This window comes from Alteromonas sp. 5NS40-0096 (assembly GCF_057544385.1).
The window spans coordinates 242709-261923 of the sequence record NZ_BAAJLQ010000004.1 but is presented as its reverse complement, the minus strand read 5'-3'; the positions used below and the strand labels follow the sequence as shown (position 1 = coordinate 261923).

20 protein-coding genes and 2 tRNA genes are annotated in these 19215 nt (G+C 45.1%); 12 read left to right on the top strand and 10 right to left on the bottom strand.

The window, feature by feature from the left end; genetic code table 11:
- Window positions 1-36 precede the first annotated feature (36 nt).
- Entirely contained in the window at window positions 37-495 is a 459-nt protein-coding gene (locus tag AC27G9_RS13805) for a GNAT family N-acetyltransferase (RefSeq protein ID WP_487075012.1), read from the top strand.
- A 6-nt stretch (window positions 496-501) separates the two neighbouring features.
- Here AC27G9_RS13805 and rtcR read toward each other — a convergent pair whose 3' ends face one another.
- On the bottom strand, window positions 502-2097 hold the full coding sequence (rtcR, locus tag AC27G9_RS13800; protein WP_487075011.1) for an RNA repair transcriptional activator RtcR: 1596 nt from the start codon (window positions 2095-2097) through the stop codon (window positions 502-504).
- A gap of 258 nt (window positions 2098-2355) precedes the next feature.
- Between rtcR and AC27G9_RS13795 the strand changes: the two genes are divergently transcribed.
- From AC27G9_RS13795 to AC27G9_RS13745, 11 genes are all read left to right on the top strand, one after another.
- Window positions 2356-2430: transfer RNA gene (locus tag AC27G9_RS13795), tRNA-Ser, on the top strand.
- A 55-nt stretch (window positions 2431-2485) separates the two neighbouring features.
- A tRNA-Lys gene (locus AC27G9_RS13790) sits at window positions 2486-2559 on the top strand.
- A gap of 182 nt (window positions 2560-2741) precedes the next feature.
- Window positions 2742-3911 (top strand): slipin family protein, encoded by a 1170-nt coding sequence (locus AC27G9_RS13785; protein WP_487075010.1) that lies wholly within the window; start codon window positions 2742-2744, stop codon window positions 3909-3911.
- A gap of 58 nt (window positions 3912-3969) precedes the next feature.
- The gene (locus AC27G9_RS13780; protein ID WP_487075009.1) at window positions 3970-5193 is read left to right on the top strand and encodes an RtcB family protein; all 1224 of its coding nucleotides are present in this window, start codon (window positions 3970-3972) and stop codon (window positions 5191-5193) included.
- Window positions 5194-5196: 3 nt separating this feature from the next.
- Window positions 5197-6231, top strand: a complete 1035-nt coding sequence (gene rtcA, locus AC27G9_RS13775; RefSeq protein ID WP_487075008.1) for an RNA 3'-terminal phosphate cyclase — start codon at window positions 5197-5199, stop codon at window positions 6229-6231.
- A gap of 51 nt (window positions 6232-6282) precedes the next feature.
- Complete coding sequence (locus AC27G9_RS13770; protein WP_487075007.1) at window positions 6283-7524, top strand: multifunctional CCA addition/repair protein; 1242 nt, start codon at window positions 6283-6285, stop codon at window positions 7522-7524.
- 45 nt (window positions 7525-7569) lie between these two features.
- Complete coding sequence (locus AC27G9_RS13765; RefSeq protein WP_487075006.1) at window positions 7570-8379, top strand: nucleotidyltransferase domain-containing protein; 810 nt, start codon at window positions 7570-7572, stop codon at window positions 8377-8379.
- Window positions 8380-8461: 82 nt separating this feature from the next.
- A complete protein-coding gene (locus tag AC27G9_RS13760) occupies window positions 8462-8764 on the top strand; it encodes a hypothetical protein (RefSeq protein ID WP_487075005.1) in 303 nt (100 codons plus the stop codon).
- Between the two features lie 109 nt (window positions 8765-8873).
- A complete protein-coding gene (locus AC27G9_RS13755) occupies window positions 8874-9194 on the top strand; it encodes a hypothetical protein (protein ID WP_487075004.1) in 321 nt (106 codons plus the stop codon).
- 816 nt (window positions 9195-10010) lie between these two features.
- A complete protein-coding gene (locus AC27G9_RS13750) occupies window positions 10011-10718 on the top strand; it encodes a DUF4184 family protein (protein ID WP_487075003.1) in 708 nt (235 codons plus the stop codon).
- A 68-nt stretch (window positions 10719-10786) separates the two neighbouring features.
- On the top strand, window positions 10787-11113 hold the full coding sequence (locus tag AC27G9_RS13745; RefSeq protein ID WP_487075002.1) for a hypothetical protein: 327 nt from the start codon (window positions 10787-10789) through the stop codon (window positions 11111-11113).
- A gap of 462 nt (window positions 11114-11575) precedes the next feature.
- Here AC27G9_RS13745 and AC27G9_RS13740 read toward each other — a convergent pair whose 3' ends face one another.
- The 9 genes from AC27G9_RS13740 to AC27G9_RS13700 all read right to left on the bottom strand — a co-directional run bounded on the left by AC27G9_RS13740 (window position 11576) and on the right by AC27G9_RS13700 (window position 19168).
- Window positions 11576-12838: an AAA family ATPase gene (locus AC27G9_RS13740; RefSeq protein ID WP_487075001.1), complete on the bottom strand. Its 1263-nt coding sequence runs from the start codon at window positions 12836-12838 to the stop codon at window positions 11576-11578.
- A complete protein-coding gene (locus AC27G9_RS13735; protein ID WP_487075000.1) occupies window positions 12831-13484 on the bottom strand; it encodes an RNA ligase family protein in 654 nt (217 codons plus the stop codon). The genes AC27G9_RS13740 and AC27G9_RS13735 overlap by 8 nt, the downstream gene beginning before the upstream one ends.
- A gap of 181 nt (window positions 13485-13665) precedes the next feature.
- A complete protein-coding gene (locus AC27G9_RS13730) occupies window positions 13666-14244 on the bottom strand; it encodes a hypothetical protein (RefSeq protein WP_487074999.1) in 579 nt (192 codons plus the stop codon).
- Window positions 14219-14503: a hypothetical protein gene (locus tag AC27G9_RS13725; protein WP_487074998.1), complete on the bottom strand. Its 285-nt coding sequence runs from the start codon at window positions 14501-14503 to the stop codon at window positions 14219-14221. The genes AC27G9_RS13730 and AC27G9_RS13725 overlap by 26 nt, the downstream gene beginning before the upstream one ends.
- Before the next feature lie 68 nt (window positions 14504-14571).
- Complete coding sequence (gene prfH / locus AC27G9_RS13720; protein ID WP_487074997.1) at window positions 14572-15198, bottom strand: peptide chain release factor H; 627 nt, start codon at window positions 15196-15198, stop codon at window positions 14572-14574.
- Window positions 15195-16358 (bottom strand): RNA ligase RtcB family protein, encoded by a 1164-nt coding sequence (locus AC27G9_RS13715; RefSeq protein ID WP_487074996.1) that lies wholly within the window; start codon window positions 16356-16358, stop codon window positions 15195-15197. The genes prfH and AC27G9_RS13715 overlap by 4 nt, the downstream gene beginning before the upstream one ends.
- A 286-nt stretch (window positions 16359-16644) precedes the next feature.
- Window positions 16645-17382 carry a CPBP family intramembrane glutamic endopeptidase gene (locus AC27G9_RS13710; protein WP_487074995.1) on the bottom strand — a complete coding sequence of 246 codons (738 nt, stop codon included), beginning with the start codon at window positions 17380-17382 and terminating at the stop codon, window positions 16645-16647.
- Window positions 17360-18574: an acyltransferase family protein gene (locus AC27G9_RS13705; protein ID WP_487074994.1), complete on the bottom strand. Its 1215-nt coding sequence runs from the start codon at window positions 18572-18574 to the stop codon at window positions 17360-17362. Before AC27G9_RS13705 ends, AC27G9_RS13710 begins: the two co-directional genes overlap by 23 nt.
- A 12-nt stretch (window positions 18575-18586) precedes the next feature.
- Window positions 18587-19168 carry a CIA30 family protein gene (locus AC27G9_RS13700; protein WP_487074993.1) on the bottom strand — a complete coding sequence of 194 codons (582 nt, stop codon included), beginning with the start codon at window positions 19166-19168 and terminating at the stop codon, window positions 18587-18589.
- Between the last annotated feature and the right edge of the window lie 47 nt (window positions 19169-19215).

Here is a 19215-nt window from a genome sequence, read left to right as displayed (position 1 = left end):
GCCATACTAAAAGGGTAAGGAAAGTGAAAAGAGTACATGAACATGATTTTTCGCCAAGCGACACACAACGACTTGCCTGCTCTTCTCGCTTTAGAGCAGGCGGTAGTCGAGGCTGAACGCCCTTTCAATGACGCCATTAAGCCAAACGACGCGACTTATTACGACTTACCTGATTTGCTTGATAGTGAACAATCCTTGTTACTGGTGGCAGAGCAAGAAGGCGAAGTTGTCGCGACTGGCTATGGTCAAATTAGGCCTTCGAAAGCCTCACTAGTTCACGAATCTCATTGTTATCTTGGGTTTATGTTTGTGGCACCACATTGCCGAGGTAAAGGGCTCAACCAGCAAATCCTTGATAAGCTAATTGCATGGAGTAAAAGCCTCGATGTGAACCATTTTTACCTCGATGTTTATGCACAAAACCACGCCGCCATCCGCGCCTATGAAAAGGCCGGATTTACATCCAATATGATTGAGATGAAACTGAGTTTGTAACGCAGCTCAGCTGTTTACATCAGCCCATTTTAAACCAAACTTCGCGAGGTATTTTTGTAGTCTCGAAGAATCGTTGGCTTGGGCTTTCTTAGTACGACTCACATTGAATAGCGCGCGTCCTGCCGAGGCCATACTTTTGTGTTCTCGACACACCCTGAGTACATAGCTCAGCTGGTACTGGTCAAAATTGTCGATGTTTTCAATCTGCTGAACTGACAGGTAAGATTCAAGAGAATTGTCGCCATAACGTGCGTTTGACGAATGCCACAAACGTCGTAGTCGCGACATCTCTAGGTCAACATCACCAACGGCAATACGCGATGAGTCAGCTAATGTACATAACCGTGTAATGGCAGAGCTTAAATCTCTAAAGTTGCCTTGCCATGTTGCGTCATTTGACGTTGCAAAGCGCTCAAATTGGGCTCTAGCTTCTTTGTTAAAACGTACATTTTCACCCATCTTTTGAGCATACAAAGACAGCTCAAAATCGATATTGGCCGGGATATCTTCCTTGCGATCTTTCAGTGCCGGGAGTTCATAAGTCCACATATTAATACGCGCGAACAAATCCTCTCTGAATCGACCGTTTTGAATCTCGTGCTGAAGATTGCGATTGGTACCCGCAATCAGCTGAAAATCACTCTGTAGTGCTTTGTCACTGCCGACGGGATAGAAGGTTTTGTTCTCAATAGCATGCAACAACATGGCCTGCTCTTCTAATCCAAGCTCACCAATTTCATCTAAAAACAGTACGCCTTGATTGGCCGTCAGCAAATAACCATCGCGTTCCTTCTGTGCACCTGTAAACGCGCCTTTGGTATGCCCAAACAGTGCTGCCATCGCGTTTTCACCACGCAGCGTGGCACAGTTTACCGATACTAAATCGCCTTTGAGCATATCGCGACGCTTCTTCAATTGAAAAATACGCGTTGCCAACTGACTTTTGCCTGCGCCCGTTGGACCGGTAAGCAACATTGGATCGGTAGAACGAATCGCGACCTTCTCAATTTGCGCAATCAATTGGTTAAAGGCCTTATTCTTAGTGGCTATGCCGCCTTTTAGAAAGTCTTTACCTTCCTGATGCTCAATATCAAAGCGCGACGCCAATTGGTCGTACTTTGATAAATCCAAGTCGATAATTTGAACATGACCGATTGAACGGTTTGGATTATTTCTATCAGGTGAGGTTTGAATGAGACGGCCGGGAAAGTGTCGGCTTTCCGTGAGTAGGAACGCACATATCTGCACGACATGAGTGCCAGTAGTGATATGAAACAGGTAATCATTGCTATCTGTGTCGAATTCTTGTTGATGACACCAGTCGTATAGTTTGGCGTAAACTTCCTCAAAATCCCAAGGGTTGGCGAAGTTGACAGTATGTAAGGTAGTGCAAGTTTCCGGCGACACACTCTCTATGTCGACAGCGATATTGTTTGCAAGGCGCTCACTGTGATTATCGTGAATCATGTGAAGTTCATCGATAACCAGGTCATCTTGGCTACATAGGCTTACATTAGGTCGCCATTTAGCCCAACGGTCTGCTCGCTTCCCGACATAGTCGAGCTGGGTTCCGATTAAACTTACCGCCACTGTCTTCTTCAAATCAATATATCCTAATAGATAAATCCGTATAAATATGAGTATATTTTAAGTTACTAATCAACTCAAAACACTTATTAAAAAACTCACCAAAAAACAAAATAAACCAACAAATTCATTAACATAAAAATAATTTTCCTAATAATTTCATACCTTGGCACATCACTTGTAATAGATAGGGTGTTGCCAATATGGTTGTGATTCAAACTATCACACCGGTGCACTGAACACTGTGACTGTGTATGCCTTGGTTAACGAATCGATTGAGTAGCTCAATTGGAAAGAGCGGCGAAATGACTTCGCAGGTCGTGGGTTCAATTCCCACCTTAATCGCCAAATTGTCCTTTGGATAGGAGATTGTTCCAAGCAATTAGGAGGTTCGAATCCTCCTCTTTAGGTAACTCAAATAGGTAGAGTAGCGAACATTTAATTCGTTGGTTGTGGGTTCGAGTCCCACCCTTAAAACATGTAAAGAGATAACAAGGTTGATAAGCGGCACTGACCCCTTGTTCAACTACGCCACTGGTGAATGCGTATCGGCAAGCAGGAAGCTCCCCGATACGATGAAACCCAAGGCCTGGCTGAACGACGTTAGCGTCCCTTATCAACATCCTCGCACAAGGTGAGGAAGAAAAAGGAGTTTAACCATGATACTGAATACACTTTTCGGCAAAACCGTAAAAATCGCTGAAAACCAACGCGTGCTTGCGTTTAAAAATCAACAATTAGTGAGCGTGCTGACGCCGGGAAACCACAAGTTTTTCGACTTAAAAAATGAATATGAATTCATCAGTTTTGACATTAACAACGTGTATTTTTCTGAGAAAAATACCGAACGGCTTTATCGTCAAAATGCGGTTCTACACGAACACATTACCCATTGGTCGTTGGCTGCCAATGAGGCGGGCTTGTTATTCGTCGATGGAATGTTGCGGGGCATAGTGGCACCCGGAGAAAACCTGTATTTGTGGACAGATGCAGGAGACTATCAACTTGAACGCGTTCAAATTGATGAACACCTCGATGTCGACAGTAAATTAATGTTTTTAGTTAATCGTGCTGGTGCTAATACCGCCACACGTTTGATAAGAAGTGAGCGAACAACGGCGGTTAAGCCAATAGCAGAAATCGTGGTGGCAAAAGAGCATGTTGGGCTGTTGTATATCAACGGGCGTTACATACGCAAACTCGAACCGGGGCATCATGGGTTTTGGCAGTTCAATGACACGATAGAAGTAAAGTCGTTTGACTGCAGAACTCAGATGCTCGAAGTATCCGGACAAGAGATCCTGAGTAAAGACAGGGTGAGCTTGCGGATTAATCTCAGCGCCAGCATCAAATTGGACGATGCGCAATTGGCTGCAAGGAGTGTGGATAAGCTTGAAGACTACGTCTACAAGACACTGCAGCTGGCGCTTAGGGAAGCGGTTGGGACAAAAACGCTCGACGATATCCTAATCGACAAACTGTATGTGAATGAAACCGTAAAAGAGCTCGTTGCAACCCAATTAGCCAATGTGGGAATAAACTTAAGGGCTGTCGGTGTGAAAGATATTATTTTGCCCGGTGAAATGAAGGCGATTCTCAACCAAGTGGTTGAGGCGCAAAAAGCCGCTGAGGCCAACGTAATCAAACGTCGTGAAGAAACATCCGCGACGAGAAGCTTACACAATACCGCTAAGGTTATGGAAAACAATCCAACACTGATGCGCTTAAAAGAGCTAGAGGCACTGGAAAAAGTTGCCGACAAAATTGAAAGCCTAACCGTATACGGTGGCTTGGAAGGGCTGATGAATGGGGTAGTAAAGATTGCCTAAACCCAAGCAGTGCCTGGTGCACTGCTTATCTATCAGCCAATCAAAAGGATAAATGAGAATGACGAAATACAACCTAATTGAAAAAACAGGCCATGCGCCTATCAAAGCTTGGACCAAAGGCGTGCCATTCGAGCCTGAAGCAAAGCAACAACTTGAGAATATCGCCAGCATGCCACTTGTACACTCTCATATTGCGGTTATGCCGGATGTCCACATGGGTAAAGGTGCCACCATTGGTAGTGTGATTCCCTCTGTTGATGCGGTGATCCCAGCAGCAGTAGGCGTTGACATAGGGTGTGGTATGGTCGCAACCAAAACCACGCTGACAGCAAGCGATTTGCCCGACAATTTGTCAGGTATCCGTCATGCGTTTGAAGCCGCGGTGCCTCACGGTAGAACGTCGAGAGGCAGAGGGCAACGAGACCGCGGTGCATGGTACAACATTCCGGATGTTGTCGCAGGAGAATGGGCAAAACTGGAAGCGCGGTTTGAACGAATTTGTGAAAAACATCCAGCGATAAAAAAGAGTAACCACGTCAATCACTTGGGTACGATGGGGACGGGGAATCACTTTTTGGAATTGTGTTTGGATGAACATGATGCGGTATGGATCATGTTGCATTCAGGCTCTCGCGGCGTAGGAAACCGAATCGGTACCTATTTTATCGAGCTGGCCAAAAAAGAAATGCAGCGTCACCAAATCAACCTTCCCGATATGGATTTGGCCTATTTGGAAGAGGGTAGTGAATACTTTGATGACTATGTTGAAGCCGTTGAATGGGCCCAGGATTTTGCCAAAAAGAACCGAGAGATTATGATGATCAATGCTATCTCGGCGTTGCGTAAGCAGATTACCAAACCCTTTTCGACAGCCGATTTGGCGGTAAACTGCCATCACAACTACATCTCACGGGAGCATCATTTTGGAAAGGACTGCTATGTAACGCGTAAAGGCGCGGTGAGAGCACAAGCAGGTGAGATGGGCATTATTCCAGGTAGTATGGGTGAGCGCTCATTCATTGTGAGAGGGCTGGGTAACCCAGAGAGCTTTAATAGTTGTAGCCATGGCGCGGGACGCGTTATGTCCCGTACCAAAGCGAAAAAAGTGTTTAATATTCAAGACCAGATCGATGCAACACAAGGTGTAGAGTGCAGAAAAGATGCATCGGTGATCGATGAAATCCCTCACGCTTACAAAGACATTGAGAAAGTCATGGAAGCGCAACAAGACTTGGTTGAAGTGGTATACACCCTCAAGCAAATCGTGTGTGTAAAAGGATAGAAGATGGAATACCTAATCATTGACGGCGCGCAAGGAGAAGGCGGCGGTCAAGTGTTACGGTCAGCATTGACCTTGTCGATGCTGACCCAAACACCTATTGAAATTAAGAACATTCGAGCGAATCGCCAAAAACCCGGATTGATGCGCCAACACCTCACATCGGTAATGGCCGCGCAGCAAATCTGTGATGCGATACTCGACGGAGCCGAGTTAGGTTCAACGGGAATTCGCTTTGCGCCCAATCAGGTAAAAGCGGGCAACTATCATTTTGCGATTGGTTCGGCAGGCAGCACAGTTTTAGTATGCCAGACCATTTTGCTGGCATTGGGAATGGCCGACGGTCCATCAAAGGTGTCCTTTGAAGGCGGCACACACAATGGTATGTCGCCGTCGCTGTGTTTTTTTACTGAAGCGTTTTTACCGCTGCTTAAACGAGCCGGAATTGCGTGCAAAGTCGAAGTGACATCGCTGGGGTTTTATCCCGCGGGCGGCGGGAAGTGGCAAATACACATTGAACCGACGTCCCAAGTGAACAAACTAGACCTTTTTGATGGTGAAACACTGCATTCTGATATTGAGGCGAATAGCGCACTCAAAGCAATAGTGAGCGGGCTACAAAGTAAGATAGGTGAACGAGAAATTCTAGCGGCGCGAAAGTCACTTTCTTGGGGTACGGCAAAAGCTACGGTTGAGCAAGTGAAAACACCAGGGCCGGGCAACAGTTTTCAAATTCATGTGAACGCGAAAACCCATACGAATGTGTTTGAAGTGACAGGCGAAGTCGGCGTAAGTGCTGAAAACATCGGGAAACGGTGCGCGGGACGCGTTAAAAAATGGCAGCAGTCAGGTGCGATTGTTGAAGAACACTTGGCTGATCAATTGCTGCTTTTAATGGCTGCGGCAGACGGCGGGCGATTCACAACGACGGCACCCAGTACGCATACCCTGACAAACATTGATGTCATCAGACACATCACTGGGTTATCAATAACGGTACAACCGCAGTCCGATACACTGTGGATAGTATCACTGGAATAGGGCTCACCATTTGAATGAGCCCAATGTAATGCAAACAAGGAATTGAGCACAATGGGCACATTATCTAACACCTATCTAGTTGGCGGCGCGGTCCGAGACCGATTGATGGGTATCGCATCCAAAGACCGCGACTATGTGGTTGTTGGTGAAACACCAGAGACAATGCTGGCCAGTGGTTTTAAGCCGGTTGGTGCCGATTTTCCCGTCTTTTTGCACCCAGAGAGTAAAGAGGAATACGCCCTAGCGCGTACAGAGCGAAAATCTGGCAGAGGTTATCACGGTTTCGATATCGCAAGCGATCCTTCGGTTACACTCGAAGACGACCTTGCTCGGCGAGACCTCACCATCAACGCTATGGCATTCGATAACAACGGGCAACTCATCGACCCATACAATGGCTATGCTGACCTTCAAGCAAAAATGCTTAGGCACACGACCGAGGCTTTTGCAGAAGATCCACTGCGGGTCTTGAGAGTAGCGCGTTTCATGGCCAGATATGGCAATGAATGGCAAATACACCCTGATACTCAAAGATTGATGTTGTCTTTGCGTGACAGCGGCGAGATGAGTCACTTGGTCCCCGAGCGTGTGTGGAAGGAAACCGAAAAAGCGCTGATGGAACCTCACCCGCATCTGTATTTCGAAATACTGCTGGGTTTTGGTGTGTTTCCCGAACTTGAAGCTATGGTGGGTATTCCGCAACCCGCTGAATATCATCCAGAGGGGGATGTATTTACCCATACCATGTTAGTGGTAAAGCGAGCGGCAGAGTTGGGCTTTGACCTATCCACCCGTTTTGCAGCACTGACTCATGACTTCGGCAAGGCTTCGAGCTACAAAACCCATGGCCGTCTAGCCGGACATGAACAAGAAGGGGTTGAGGTCATCAAGGCATTTTGTCGGCGTTTGAAGCTGCCGAACTACCTTACCCAAATAGCCATAATGATGAGTGATAATCATACGCGATGTCATCGGATTTTTAGTCTTACACCTAAGAAACTGCATAAGTTATTGGTGACGAAGTTGGATGCAATTGCTCAGCCTTTAAGGCTAGAGCAAGTCCTTAACGCCTGTATCTGCGATGTACAAGGTAGAGGGCCAACGATGGTCAATACGGCCTATCCGCAGGCAGATTTTGCCAAGGCGCTGGTTGAGTGTTTGATGAGATTCGACAAGAAAGCGGCTGCGCGTGAAGCCATCAATATGGGTAAAACAGGGGAAGCGATTGGTGAATGGATTCGGGTGAAAGAAATCGATGAAATTCGAGCCTACCTCAAAGAGCAACACCAATAAACTAGAGACATTAAAATGGAGTCATGACGTTGTCATGAAAACGATATGGAAACGAAAACACACTCCGCAGCGATACCTGACACAGTACGTGAGGAGGTATTAAAACGAATTGCATTGGCTGAGAAGCAGCACAACGTGAAAGTGCTACTTGCAGTGGAATCGGGTAGCCGAGCATGGGGGTTCGCAAGTCCCAACAGTGACTATGATGTGCGCTTTATCTATGCACGTCAAAAAGACTGGTATCTCACTTTGGATGTGGAAGATAAACGCGACGTAATCGAATACCCGATTGTCGATGAAATCGATATCAATGGATGGGATGTTAGAAAGGCACTGAAGCTATTCTGGAAATCCAATCCGGCATTCATCGAATGGATTCAGTCGCCCATCGTGTACTTGGATAGAGGACATTTCGCGACGCATGCCAGACAATTGTTACCCAGTGTTGCCTCGTCTCAAAGGGGAATTTATCACTACTTGCATATGGCAAAGGGTAACTTCCGAGAGTACTTAAAAAAGGACGTCGTCCCGCTTAAAAAATACTTTTATGTACTTAGGCCATTGTTAGCGATTCAATGGATAGAAAAGTATGACGAACCAGCACCAATTGAGTTTGCCAAGCTTCGGGCCTTGGTATCAGAAGATGAAGCCCTCGATAGGGCGATATCCGACTTACTTGCGCGCAAAAAGGTTAGCCTAGAAAAGGAATATGCGCCGGCCGTGCCTGAACTCAACGCCTTTATCGCTTCTGAGCTCGCAAGGCATACCGAAAATCCGCCGGCTCCAGATTCCAGAGAGATCGAGTTCGATAGGCTAAATCAGCTTTTCACATCAGTTTTGGAAAGCCATCTATGAAGTATCGCCCTCACCAGAGGGCGTTTTTCAACATCCCAAGTAAACTGTTTAGCTCTGCGATAATTAGAAGGCAGGGAGTCACATGAACAATTGGCAACACCCCAAAAACGATGGTTGGCGTGAAGTACAATATGACCTTGGGCTAGAAGGAGAAAATGCAACAAACCTTTCATTTTTACTCAACCAAGCTTGCCACGTTTATCACTGCTTCGCCGAGGGTACTTGGAAATCCGATGATAAGGATAGCTATGCACGAATGGTTTTAGACTACATAACAAGATTCCCTCAACTAGAATCCAGGCTGCTGAGAACAGGGGATAGAGTTATTAAGATGTTAGTTTATCGGGCAATAACGTTGCGTCACATTGAGTGCCACAGCTTATAAATGACAAAAGACTGTAGTTTGCTGTGCGCATAGTAAAACCGCTTTTCAATAAATCCGTTTCTTATTACACTGCCCCAAAAGGATTTTTCAACTTCAAATACAGGGTCGTATGAAAAAACAACTAGCTTTTATTTTTCTAACAGGTATCAGCGCAATTTCCCATTCTGCGGAGAGCATTTTCACTATTGAAAACGTAGGAATGAGCCGAAACACTAAGTCTGTCTTTATTGAAACCAAAGAGGGCATACCAAATACCACATGCCCAGCTAATAAACTTTTTAGATTGGATAGCTCAGATACGTTAGCCGAACATTTTCTTTCAATATCACTTGCAGCTCACGCGCAGAACAAAACTGTTATCGTTGGCTATGAAACAGACGAGTGTTTGCATTCTGGCACAGTGGTTAGGTACATCAAAATTCTAAAGTAATCTACATATGAACTAAAATATGCCCTCCATCAAGAGGGCTTAAACAAAAGCTAGGACGACCATTTTTTTGGTAGTCGGAAATAACGGAAAACTGCTTTTTAAGGACTATTTCAATGAGATTTATATTCGCCGCACTAACTCTATTTTCTGGTTTTTTGCATGCCAATAGTTGCACTCCAGACGGGTGTAAAGGAAAGGCCACAAACATAATAGAACGACTGTATGTCTCCGGATATTCCGATGGTAGAGTTCTTATCAAACCGAAGGTCTCGACACAATCATTGGACTGTACATTAATTGAAGGGCAATTTCTCACCCTGCATTCTAACCACGTTTTGTTTGAAGAAATCTATTCCGGCCTGCTGACTTCCATAGCAACAAACAAAGAAATCTTTATTCGAATTAAAAACAAAACTAATAACTGCGAAGTGTCATATATTATGATGTGGACGTAATAGCGTTTTACGATTCGTTTACCTGATTTTGTTATCGACCTGTAATGAATGGTTGTAGTGATTTATACAAAAGGCTGACTTCTAAATGCGGCTTCCCATTATTGTCAACAGACCGTAAAAATCGGCAACCCAAATCAATATTATTTAAATAAAAAGTTGTAATCGACGCAATATGCTACGAGTCTATGGGAATAGAGAGGCTTTTTTGAGTCGATAGCAATTTCTTAGTTGTTTGTCCTATCGAGTAATTGACTGCAGATGCATTAGTGAATGTTCGAAAAAAATACTATTCGAGCAATTCACTCGAGCGGAGATTTCACGTTGACGTTGCATAACGCGGCTTTTTTATAGACGATTTACAATGCCATACACGTTTTCACACGCTGTCGTATCTCTACCTTTGTCTTTGGCCTCACGGGGAAGAATCCCAATCGCCGCAGTAGCGGTAGGCAGCATGTCTCCTGACTTTCCTTATCTTTTGTCACTGACACCAACTGAAGCCCCAGGTCATTCTATATTGGGCGTTTTAGTCTACTGTTTCCTTCCATCACTACTAATACTGACACTGTGGTACCTATATATAGAAAAGCCGACTCTCAGCTTCCTACATTTACCCCATCGAGCATCGTCATCGAAGAGAACGCCTCGTTTGACAATAGCACTTGGTGTGTTGATTGGCGCATATAGTCATATACTTTGGGACGCGACCAGTCACTCTTACGGCGTATTTGTCGTCAACAGTACATTCTGGCATCGAGAAGTACTTTCTCTGCCGCTGTATAAATGGAATCAATATGGCAGTGGCATAGCCGGGTTGGCAATATTGCTTGTTTGGTATGTTTATACCGTCGTTAATAATCGTGATAAATCATACAGAGGCCATTTTTGGACTGGCATACTGATTTATACGGCCTGTATTAGCAGTTTCGTCTTATTCGCCAATGTGTTTCATGAATCAGCTCGTTTATCTGAGTTTGCTGTGCATACAGCCATCGGCGTTATTGATGGGGGTATTGTTGGTGCCTGCCTGTACGCAACTTGGGTACAAATCCTGAAACCAAAGCAATAAGCCGAGTAAGGATTCGCAGATTATTGATAGTAACAGCGCTTTCTCGCACCACAAGGAAGGAGAATAAAATGAAAAACAGCGAAGCCACCCATCAAGCTATCTATTCGAAAGTAAAACAAATAGAGGCGTTCGAAAACATGAAACCATCCCCACTAGATAGCCCAATGATATCCATCGCCCTATTTGTGGTCTTTATAATGGTAGTGTTATTTCTACCCGATATTTCGGGCAAAGAGGCGATTTACTTTTTTATCCCCATAACATCAATACTCCTAATAGGCAGCCATGAAAGAAACAAACAACTACACAAAAAGGTCGATCTTCTGTTTGAGATAGTCAAAGCTGAAGCCAGTTCAACGGCAAAAATACAAAATAATGACAATAATCCACTTTAAATTATTAATAGCATTCAACATTGCTTTGCTTGTCCTCGGCGGAACGATTGATTTCATTTATACCTCAGAAAGCGTATATCAAATTTACGAATTCGCAGATTCATTGTCCTCTGAAAGTGTGTTTCCAAATCAGACATTTGAACTGGTATATGCCTGCTTTTCACTTTTTATCATGCTCGGGGCGTATGTTGGAATGTGGATGACTAGGAATTGGGGAAGGTGGTTGTATATTCTCTCCTATTTCAGTTATTTGCCTTTTTACTTTACGTCAGATGTTTATATTACAAGTGCCATAGCGCAGTGCGTCTATGACTTAACGATGATGACATCTGGAGCTATTATCGCCTTCGCTTATAGCCTGCCGATAACCCTCCTTTTTAATAATCGAAGTACGGCACACACGATTTGAAAAACGCCCCCTTCTGGGGGCGCGACTTAGAAAATGTTGAACACTTTTTGTGGCTAAAAGCTTCCGTACGACGAGATTGTTTCACCACTGTTTCCCACCACTATAGTGCGATGAGCCTCAGTCTTCCATGGCCATTCGAAGTGTTTAATCTGTTTGGAAATCACATCATCACTTACCGCATAGGCACGGCATTGGTTATTATGCCGTATCTGCTTTTCCTCTATCTGGAATACGACTAACGTAGTCAAAGCGCCGTATTGCTTTCCAATTAAACACAAAGCCTCGCGAAAATCACTGCGCAAATTTGTGGCATCCCAAACCACATTCTGTTTGTTTGCTAGCGCGCACTTCAGCGCTTTTTTGGCATGCTGTAACACTTGTCCACGACGCTTTTGGCTTTCGCGTTTACCGTTTATCTTGGCCCGCATATCATCCAATGAAATCTTCTCAAAATCGGGTAGATTGTTTTCGACCCAAGTTGTTTTGCCGCTACCGCTAATACCACATGTAATGTAAAAGTGGCTGTACTGCTGGCATGATTCAAAGTTTTTTGCGATGGCCTCTTGCACAGTGCACACGCTGCCTGTGGCAAGTTGATTGATTGCATAGCACTCTAAGAATGTTTGTCGGCTTTCGTCAGTAAAAGCCTGGATCTGCGCCAACAAAGGAAGTTGAGGCTGCTCTACATGCCACAGTGCGTAGTCTTCAACAAACAAACGATATTGATGCAACAACTCCATTTGTAAGTCGAAGTCAGCACATTCTCTACCACGCATGTCAGCGACTTCCAACCAATACAGAAGCGCAAGATCGGCTTTGCACGCCAAGCTAAAAAAGTCACTGAATTCAAGCTGTTTTCTCACGATTAACATCTTTGGCATATTGTGAAATGCAACCAATCCCAACACCGTTGACACCACTTGATAAGAAACAGGTAGTTTGATCAAACGCAATGCCAAATAGTTTGCACCTATCAATTCATGTTTAGGCGCAACGACTCTTTCCACGCCATTGATATCTCGACGCCGAGTCGTTATTGGTTTCGCAATATCGTGCAGTAGCGCAGATAGAATGAGTATTTGTCGTTGCTCTCCATTCAAATATGAAGCTTGGGTATCGAGCAGTACATACAATTCTTGTAGCACCATGTTGGTATGAATTGCTACATTGCCTTCGCCATGCCACTCACTGTCTTGCTCCGTTTGTTCAAACTTGTTGAGCAATGGAAAACTATCGCCAAGATAGCTTAGACACTCTTCAAATAATGGCTTGCCATGAGTTTTTAGGCTGTCTAGCCACAAACATAAATTACTCATGCCCCTCCTCCTTTTGATCATCAAAGTGAGAAACCAGGCCATTGACTATCATTTCATTGTGCATCCAATGGGCACTTGTCTTAACGTGCTGCTTTCTTACCCACTTGGCCACACTTATTGCAAAAGTATCATAGTGAAACGAGTCCGCTAGCCTCACGACATAGCCTTCTTGCGTCTCAGTGTTTATTGTCAGACCCTGCAGTAATTTTTGCGATCCTATGCCTTGATATAAGACTTTTGGCGTTACCAACCCCAACGATAAAAGAAAGGCTTTGGTTCTGTCCCAACTCAAACAAAAATTCGCCTCATCCCAAACGGAAAAAGCCAGAAAATAACTTGGCAAAGTTCGGTAATCAATCGAATGCTTTGCATATAAATTTTCACCGCACACTCTCCACCCTTTGGGAATTCGATAGCCAATCTCTCCTTGAAGCGCTTTAACCCAAGCTCGTGAAGGGTGATAGCGGCTATCCAATGACCGAGCATGAATCGCATCTCGATATATGGTGGTATTCTCACCGTCCATTTTTTCTGTGATGACGACCTCCTTACCCTCAAAAACAGTAAAATCTTGAAGGTGGGTATCGTCTTTCGTAACCCCGGGAGACCATGAAAGGTGCGGGGTACGAGGATATTTAATTTTCATTGTAAAACTCCAACTCGCTTTTATAGGACGCCAGCGAACGCTGGCCCTGTTCAATTGGCACGGTGATCCCGGAAGCACTCTGCATCCATATCTCACCTTGTGCTGAGTGGGAATTACATGACCCTATCCTCTTAAATGAAGTTACTATTAGCCCGCCTTAACAGCGGGCAAGTATGTTGGCTTAGTGCGTATTAACGAGATCGATAACGGTTGTATTCAGCGGCAGATTGCAACTGTCGTCGAACTCCGCCGCGGCCTTCGCTCCCGCTTCTGCGATTTCTTGTGCAGATGCCGAGGTATCATACATAGCGTGCATAGCACCCAATGCAAATCGTCGGCCCGAACCGGTTGACCAGAAGTGTTCGTATTGGTGCACTTCTCGATAACTGCCAAATTCAAACAAACCGTGTTGATTCACTATAATTCCATCGATTTGATTGGATTCAACGGGTTGATTACGACCTTCGTTGGTCTCAATAAAATAATCGTCTTTGAATTTTTCATGTAATCCCAATAAGGTTTCGAAAATCTCCCAACGTGAGTTCAGTTTGAAACGTTCTGGCTGCACTTTCGCCAAGTGCTCAAGCACTTGGCAAGTTGCCGACCACCCTGTTACACCAATAATGCTGTTGTTGACTCGAATCAATTTACTCGAGTTGTTTAAGTATTTCGCATTGACTTGTGTTGAACCGAAATTCAATTGCGTATCAGCAGAAATACTGACTTTTCCATGTTTAATTGCTGCAGTAATCACTGTCATTTTTTTCACCTTGATGCCCAGCCCCTTTCGCGCTGCGACATACTTTCCATTGATTTTTTCTATAAGATTTCCAGTTCCTTTGCTGCTTTTGCCATTTGGCATTGAACGTCTCATAACCATGAGGAAAACAATGAGAGCAGCCGGACTCGTCACCATTAAAAATGCGAGAGACCATGACACTGGATAACTTGTGAGGCACATCAGCAAGGCCATATTCATTTTCGCCATAAGCTGTTGTTAACCGCGATTCTTTTTTCATTTTGCGCTCCGTTAGGTTAATACCTAAAAGAGCGCACCTTTAATGTCATTCATCATGGTTATCTCCTTTTATTCAACCAATGTGAAAGTGCGTCCTTTGAACACCTTCACTGGATTTCCTCTTTCTAGCGACCAATGTTGAGTCCATCGCGCTTGAGCTTGTGCTGCCTCGTGTTGAGACGATTGCTCTTCAAGCTTGCGCAGTAACAACGCCGTCGCCAGTCGTTTGTTAGCATGCTGACTGCGTTCACATTCCACCCGAACACTGATTCCCGAGGAGAGATGTATTGCCCTTACCGCAGAGTCAGTGGTGTTGACGTGTTGCCCACCAGCACCTGAAGCTCGGCACGTTTGATACTCGATATCCGCGTCGTGCTCAACAACGGGTAGGTCGAACGCTTGACCACCAAAAAACCAATTTTTGCGTTTGTAATTGGTTCTAAACGGGCTCGGACATACCCACAACATTGACCCATTCCATTGTTCAGCGAACGTCTTAACTGACACGTCTGACGCTCCCGTTAATTTGAGTAAAACAGAGCGAAAACAGGCCGATTTATCTGCCATTACCGATTCCACTTCGCTAGCCTCGATACCGTTTTTTGCCGCGAGCCTCACAACGTGTTGCGCAGCCATACCCACGGCAAAGCACGATTCCATCGGCCCTTGTCCCGAGGAGAGTTGTAGTAACATCATTTGCCACATTCTCCTTGGGTCTTAAAGGTCAATACCGGACGAAGTGTCGCAACAATAGAAACCAGCCCAGCGTCTACCAAATCACCCACTACAGACGCACACTTTTTGTAAGCCTGAGGGGCTTCGTCGTACAAAAGTTCTTTGTTGCCACAGATCACTCGGCTACCTAATGCTGTGCGCAGTAAATCTTCTTTTTTGTACTTATGACTTAACCGCCCTTGGCAGTCACCACGTTGCCATTTTCTGCCCGCGCCATGAGCAAGAGAAAATAGGCTGACATCGTGCGATTTACCCAGCGCGCAAGGTCTAACTAGATAGCTAAAGTCACCTCTCGAACCGGGAATCACCACACATCCTTGGTCACTCGGCGTCGCACCTTTGCGATGCAACCAGCCCTGTTGTCCATCAATAGACTTAGGAACAACGAGGTTGTGATTCACATCCAGAATCGGTTGACCCGATTCGCGGATCGCTTGTAAAAAGCGCTTTGCTATCAGATCTCGATTCAGTTCTGCCCACCTAACGGCTTCGTCATGCTTCTCGAGATAATCGCTAAAGTCGCTGTCAGGCGGCTTTAAGCCGTTGTGACTAAATCGACTCACATGGTCTACCAAGATGGATTGCCCTAAACCGCGCGACCCCGAATGCACTAGCAACTGTAATCGAGACTTATCTAGTCCAAGGGCTGCAAATGTCGCCTCGTCAACAACATCATCAATCGCTTGAAATTCCGCAAAGTGATTCCCTCCTCCTATGGTGCCCAGCGCCTTGTCATAGTCATCTGTTTCAATGCGTTTTTGCCGTTTTAAAGTGGCAATTTCCGCATCCCATGTACTGTCCAAAGGGTCTTCGACATCTATGAGCCGCTTAGCTAATTTTTCTACATTCACTTTGGCTAGTTTTACTGACGTTTGCCAAAGGCCCATACCACAGCCAATATCGTTGCCGACCAGCGCAGGGTACAAAGTGTTTCTTGTAAAAAACGCTGCACCAATGGGATAGCCTCGCCCTGGGTGCAAATCTGGCATGCCTGCTACGTGCAGCATGTCGTTTAGTTGTGATGTTTTAATCAATTGCTGAGTCGCTTTGCCCTCGATCCACGTTTGTGCAGATGCAATTAGGCTCACCGATTCAGCGAGTTTTTGTATGGTTGTGCCCATATACCAAATCCTTTCTCTTACGAGAATGTTTAAAAAAACGAAGGTGATTGGCAGGTCTTTTGACCGGGGCGTAGCTTTATAGGAAAGCTACCGAAATAGACTAGCTTCCTGCTACTTAGCGGAAATGACCTGCAAAGGGTTGCTTCGAATACATCATGTTTTCTACTCCTTTACAGTTAGTGGATTGACGAAAAAGTAATCGCTCAACGATTGAGCGAGCGCATAATAGACAAACAAAATTGAAGATTCAACAAAAAATTTACACTTAATTTGTTTTTATTTCGAGCTAAGCGATGGCGGATAAAGAATGTAAAACGATATCAACACTGAAGTGGGCTAGTATGGCTGACGCTAAACCGTAACGCCAAAAACACCAGCTAAATAAAAGACTTACCACCATATTACCAGCTATCGTCGCGCCGATTGCAAAACTGCTGCCCGCCCCGTAAGACACGAGTTGTGGCAGATGAGCTGCTCCAAACAAAACCGCAACTGTCACAAACACAGCCCAAACGGAAAAATGGGAAAGCGTCTGATTTCGCCACTTTTGGATGAGGAACAATACTAATGTCAGTAAGCCAAAACGAAACCAAACTTCTTCGCCGACTGCCGCACCTAAAGACACTAGCACGCCACCAATGACACCGCGAAAACCATAATCTGGCAATTCTTCCGGTAGATAAGGGCTTAACCAAACCCGTAACAACAACAGTAAACCACCCAAGCACACGCCAGTTACTAGAGCAAACGTCAGTCCGAAAAACGCCTTATCTGCGGCTTTTGCATTAACGATACCAATTCCTATTTTGGGCCCTAACATTAGACCAATCGCTATGGAAGGCAGACTCAAAATCGATAGAAAAGCGACGCTGGGCAACAGCTGAGGCAAATAATTTTCGCCAAGCTGCACGGCGTGATAAAAGGGAAATAAAATTTGACTCACTAATGTAAGTAAGTACAAACATACAAAAACAAACCAATGATTTTTGTTGATTTTTTCTTCATGCAATCCGCTTGCTTTCATCACTACCTCGTTGCCTTCCTTGCATCACAAACGCTAAGACAATACTGCGATTAACCTTACCGTTGAGTAACCTACCAAACCATGTTGCCCGAACTAGCACATCGTACAAGCCTAATGAGACAAACAAACTCACAACAAAGACTAGTGGTAACTTTATCCACCATGAAAAATCGAGCTCGGAAACGCCAATCTGGACAAAAATCACCACAGGTAAATGCAACAAATACACGCTATATGCAGCGTCCGCTAGATAGCGAGAGATGGCATTTGGCTTTGCAAAAAAACGACGACAAAAGCCTATCAGATTGGCAATGATTGACCACATAGTAACGGCATAGGCTAGCGCGTAACCGAGCTTGATAACGGCGTAATACGGGTGGCCAAATTGACGTTCGAAATTCGCTAAATACAAGCAAGCGGTAATGGCAAAACACATTGTTGTTAACGAATACCAAGATAAGCGTGTCAGCTCAGTGAAAAGTGCGTTGCATTGACAGAGCAACGCACCAATGGCAAAGCAAATCCCGTACAACGCTAATACTGGTAGCTGGGGTAAGAGTGATTTATCAGGCGTATCGATACTCCAACTCGACATAAACCACATACAAACAGTAGTCATCGCTACGACGCTCAGTCTTGTCGCCGCAAGATGCCAATTTGCACGCTTTTGCGTCTTTACAGACAACAACGGCTTAGCCACTGAATAGACGACGAGCATAATCGCTGTGACCAATAGTAAGTAATACAAAAACCACAAATGTGTGCCGGTGAACAAGCCTTGTGGTAATTGTTCGAAGGTTGCCAGAGTGCCTTGCCAGACTGATGCGAAGTTAATCTCTCCCTGCATATCTTGACTGCCGGCAATCCAGCCGGCAACTAACAGTGGCCTGAGTAGTAGCCAACCTAATATAAAGGGAATGCCGAGCCGAATGAGTCGACTTTTTGCCAAATTCCATATCGAACAATGCCTCAAGGCAAGGGTGGTAAAAAAGCCAGCGAGCGTAAAGAAAAGCGGCATTCTAAAAGAGTGGCTAATCACAACTAATGCCGGTATCGCGCTCGAAGTCGATACATCCATCACTGCCCAGCCAATAAACGACGGCATAAAAGACAAAGCGCCATGAAAGACAATACCCATCATAACCGCGATGGTGCGTATTACGTCTATATCGTGCATTCTCTGAACAGTCATTGTATTGCCCTTTTAGTAAAAACTGACTTGGTCAAGCTCGAAGTCAAAAGGCCCAGCTTGAAGGCCAAACGCAACAATACTCAGACTTTGAATAGTCTCGGTATTCAAGTCTGTTTGCTGGGACCAAGTACGGCGCATATCGTTAAATGGTAATTTTATGGTGTGAAACAGGCCGTCACTGGGAGCCATAACGAGTGAAGCGTGGTAGTCAAAGTTGGTCACATCTGTACTATTGGCTGATACAGATAAAGCGCCCTGATTGATTCGGATAGTCAGTGCTACCCCTTCGTATTGACTCAGGTTCTGAGGTGCCCCTTTCGGCTCGAGAACCAATACCGTGCTAGCCCAACCGGGTTGTCCCCTAGCAGGGGAAATATCACCAGAGACTCGCATTATCCCCTCGTTGAATGAGGCTGTGGCAGATGTCGCACCGCCAGCCATTTGGTCCGTCAACAGTTGCCTGGCGACACCAAAGTTGTTTTCTGATTGATGGTCGAAACTGTCTACAACAGAGGGGATATCAGCCTTGACAGTTTGACTGGCGGTAATCAAAAGCACCGCTGCAAAAATCGAGGTATTAAGAGGTAAAGTCATTTTTGTCTCCACGTATTCAAGTTGAGTGAGCTGCCTAAAATGGCGTC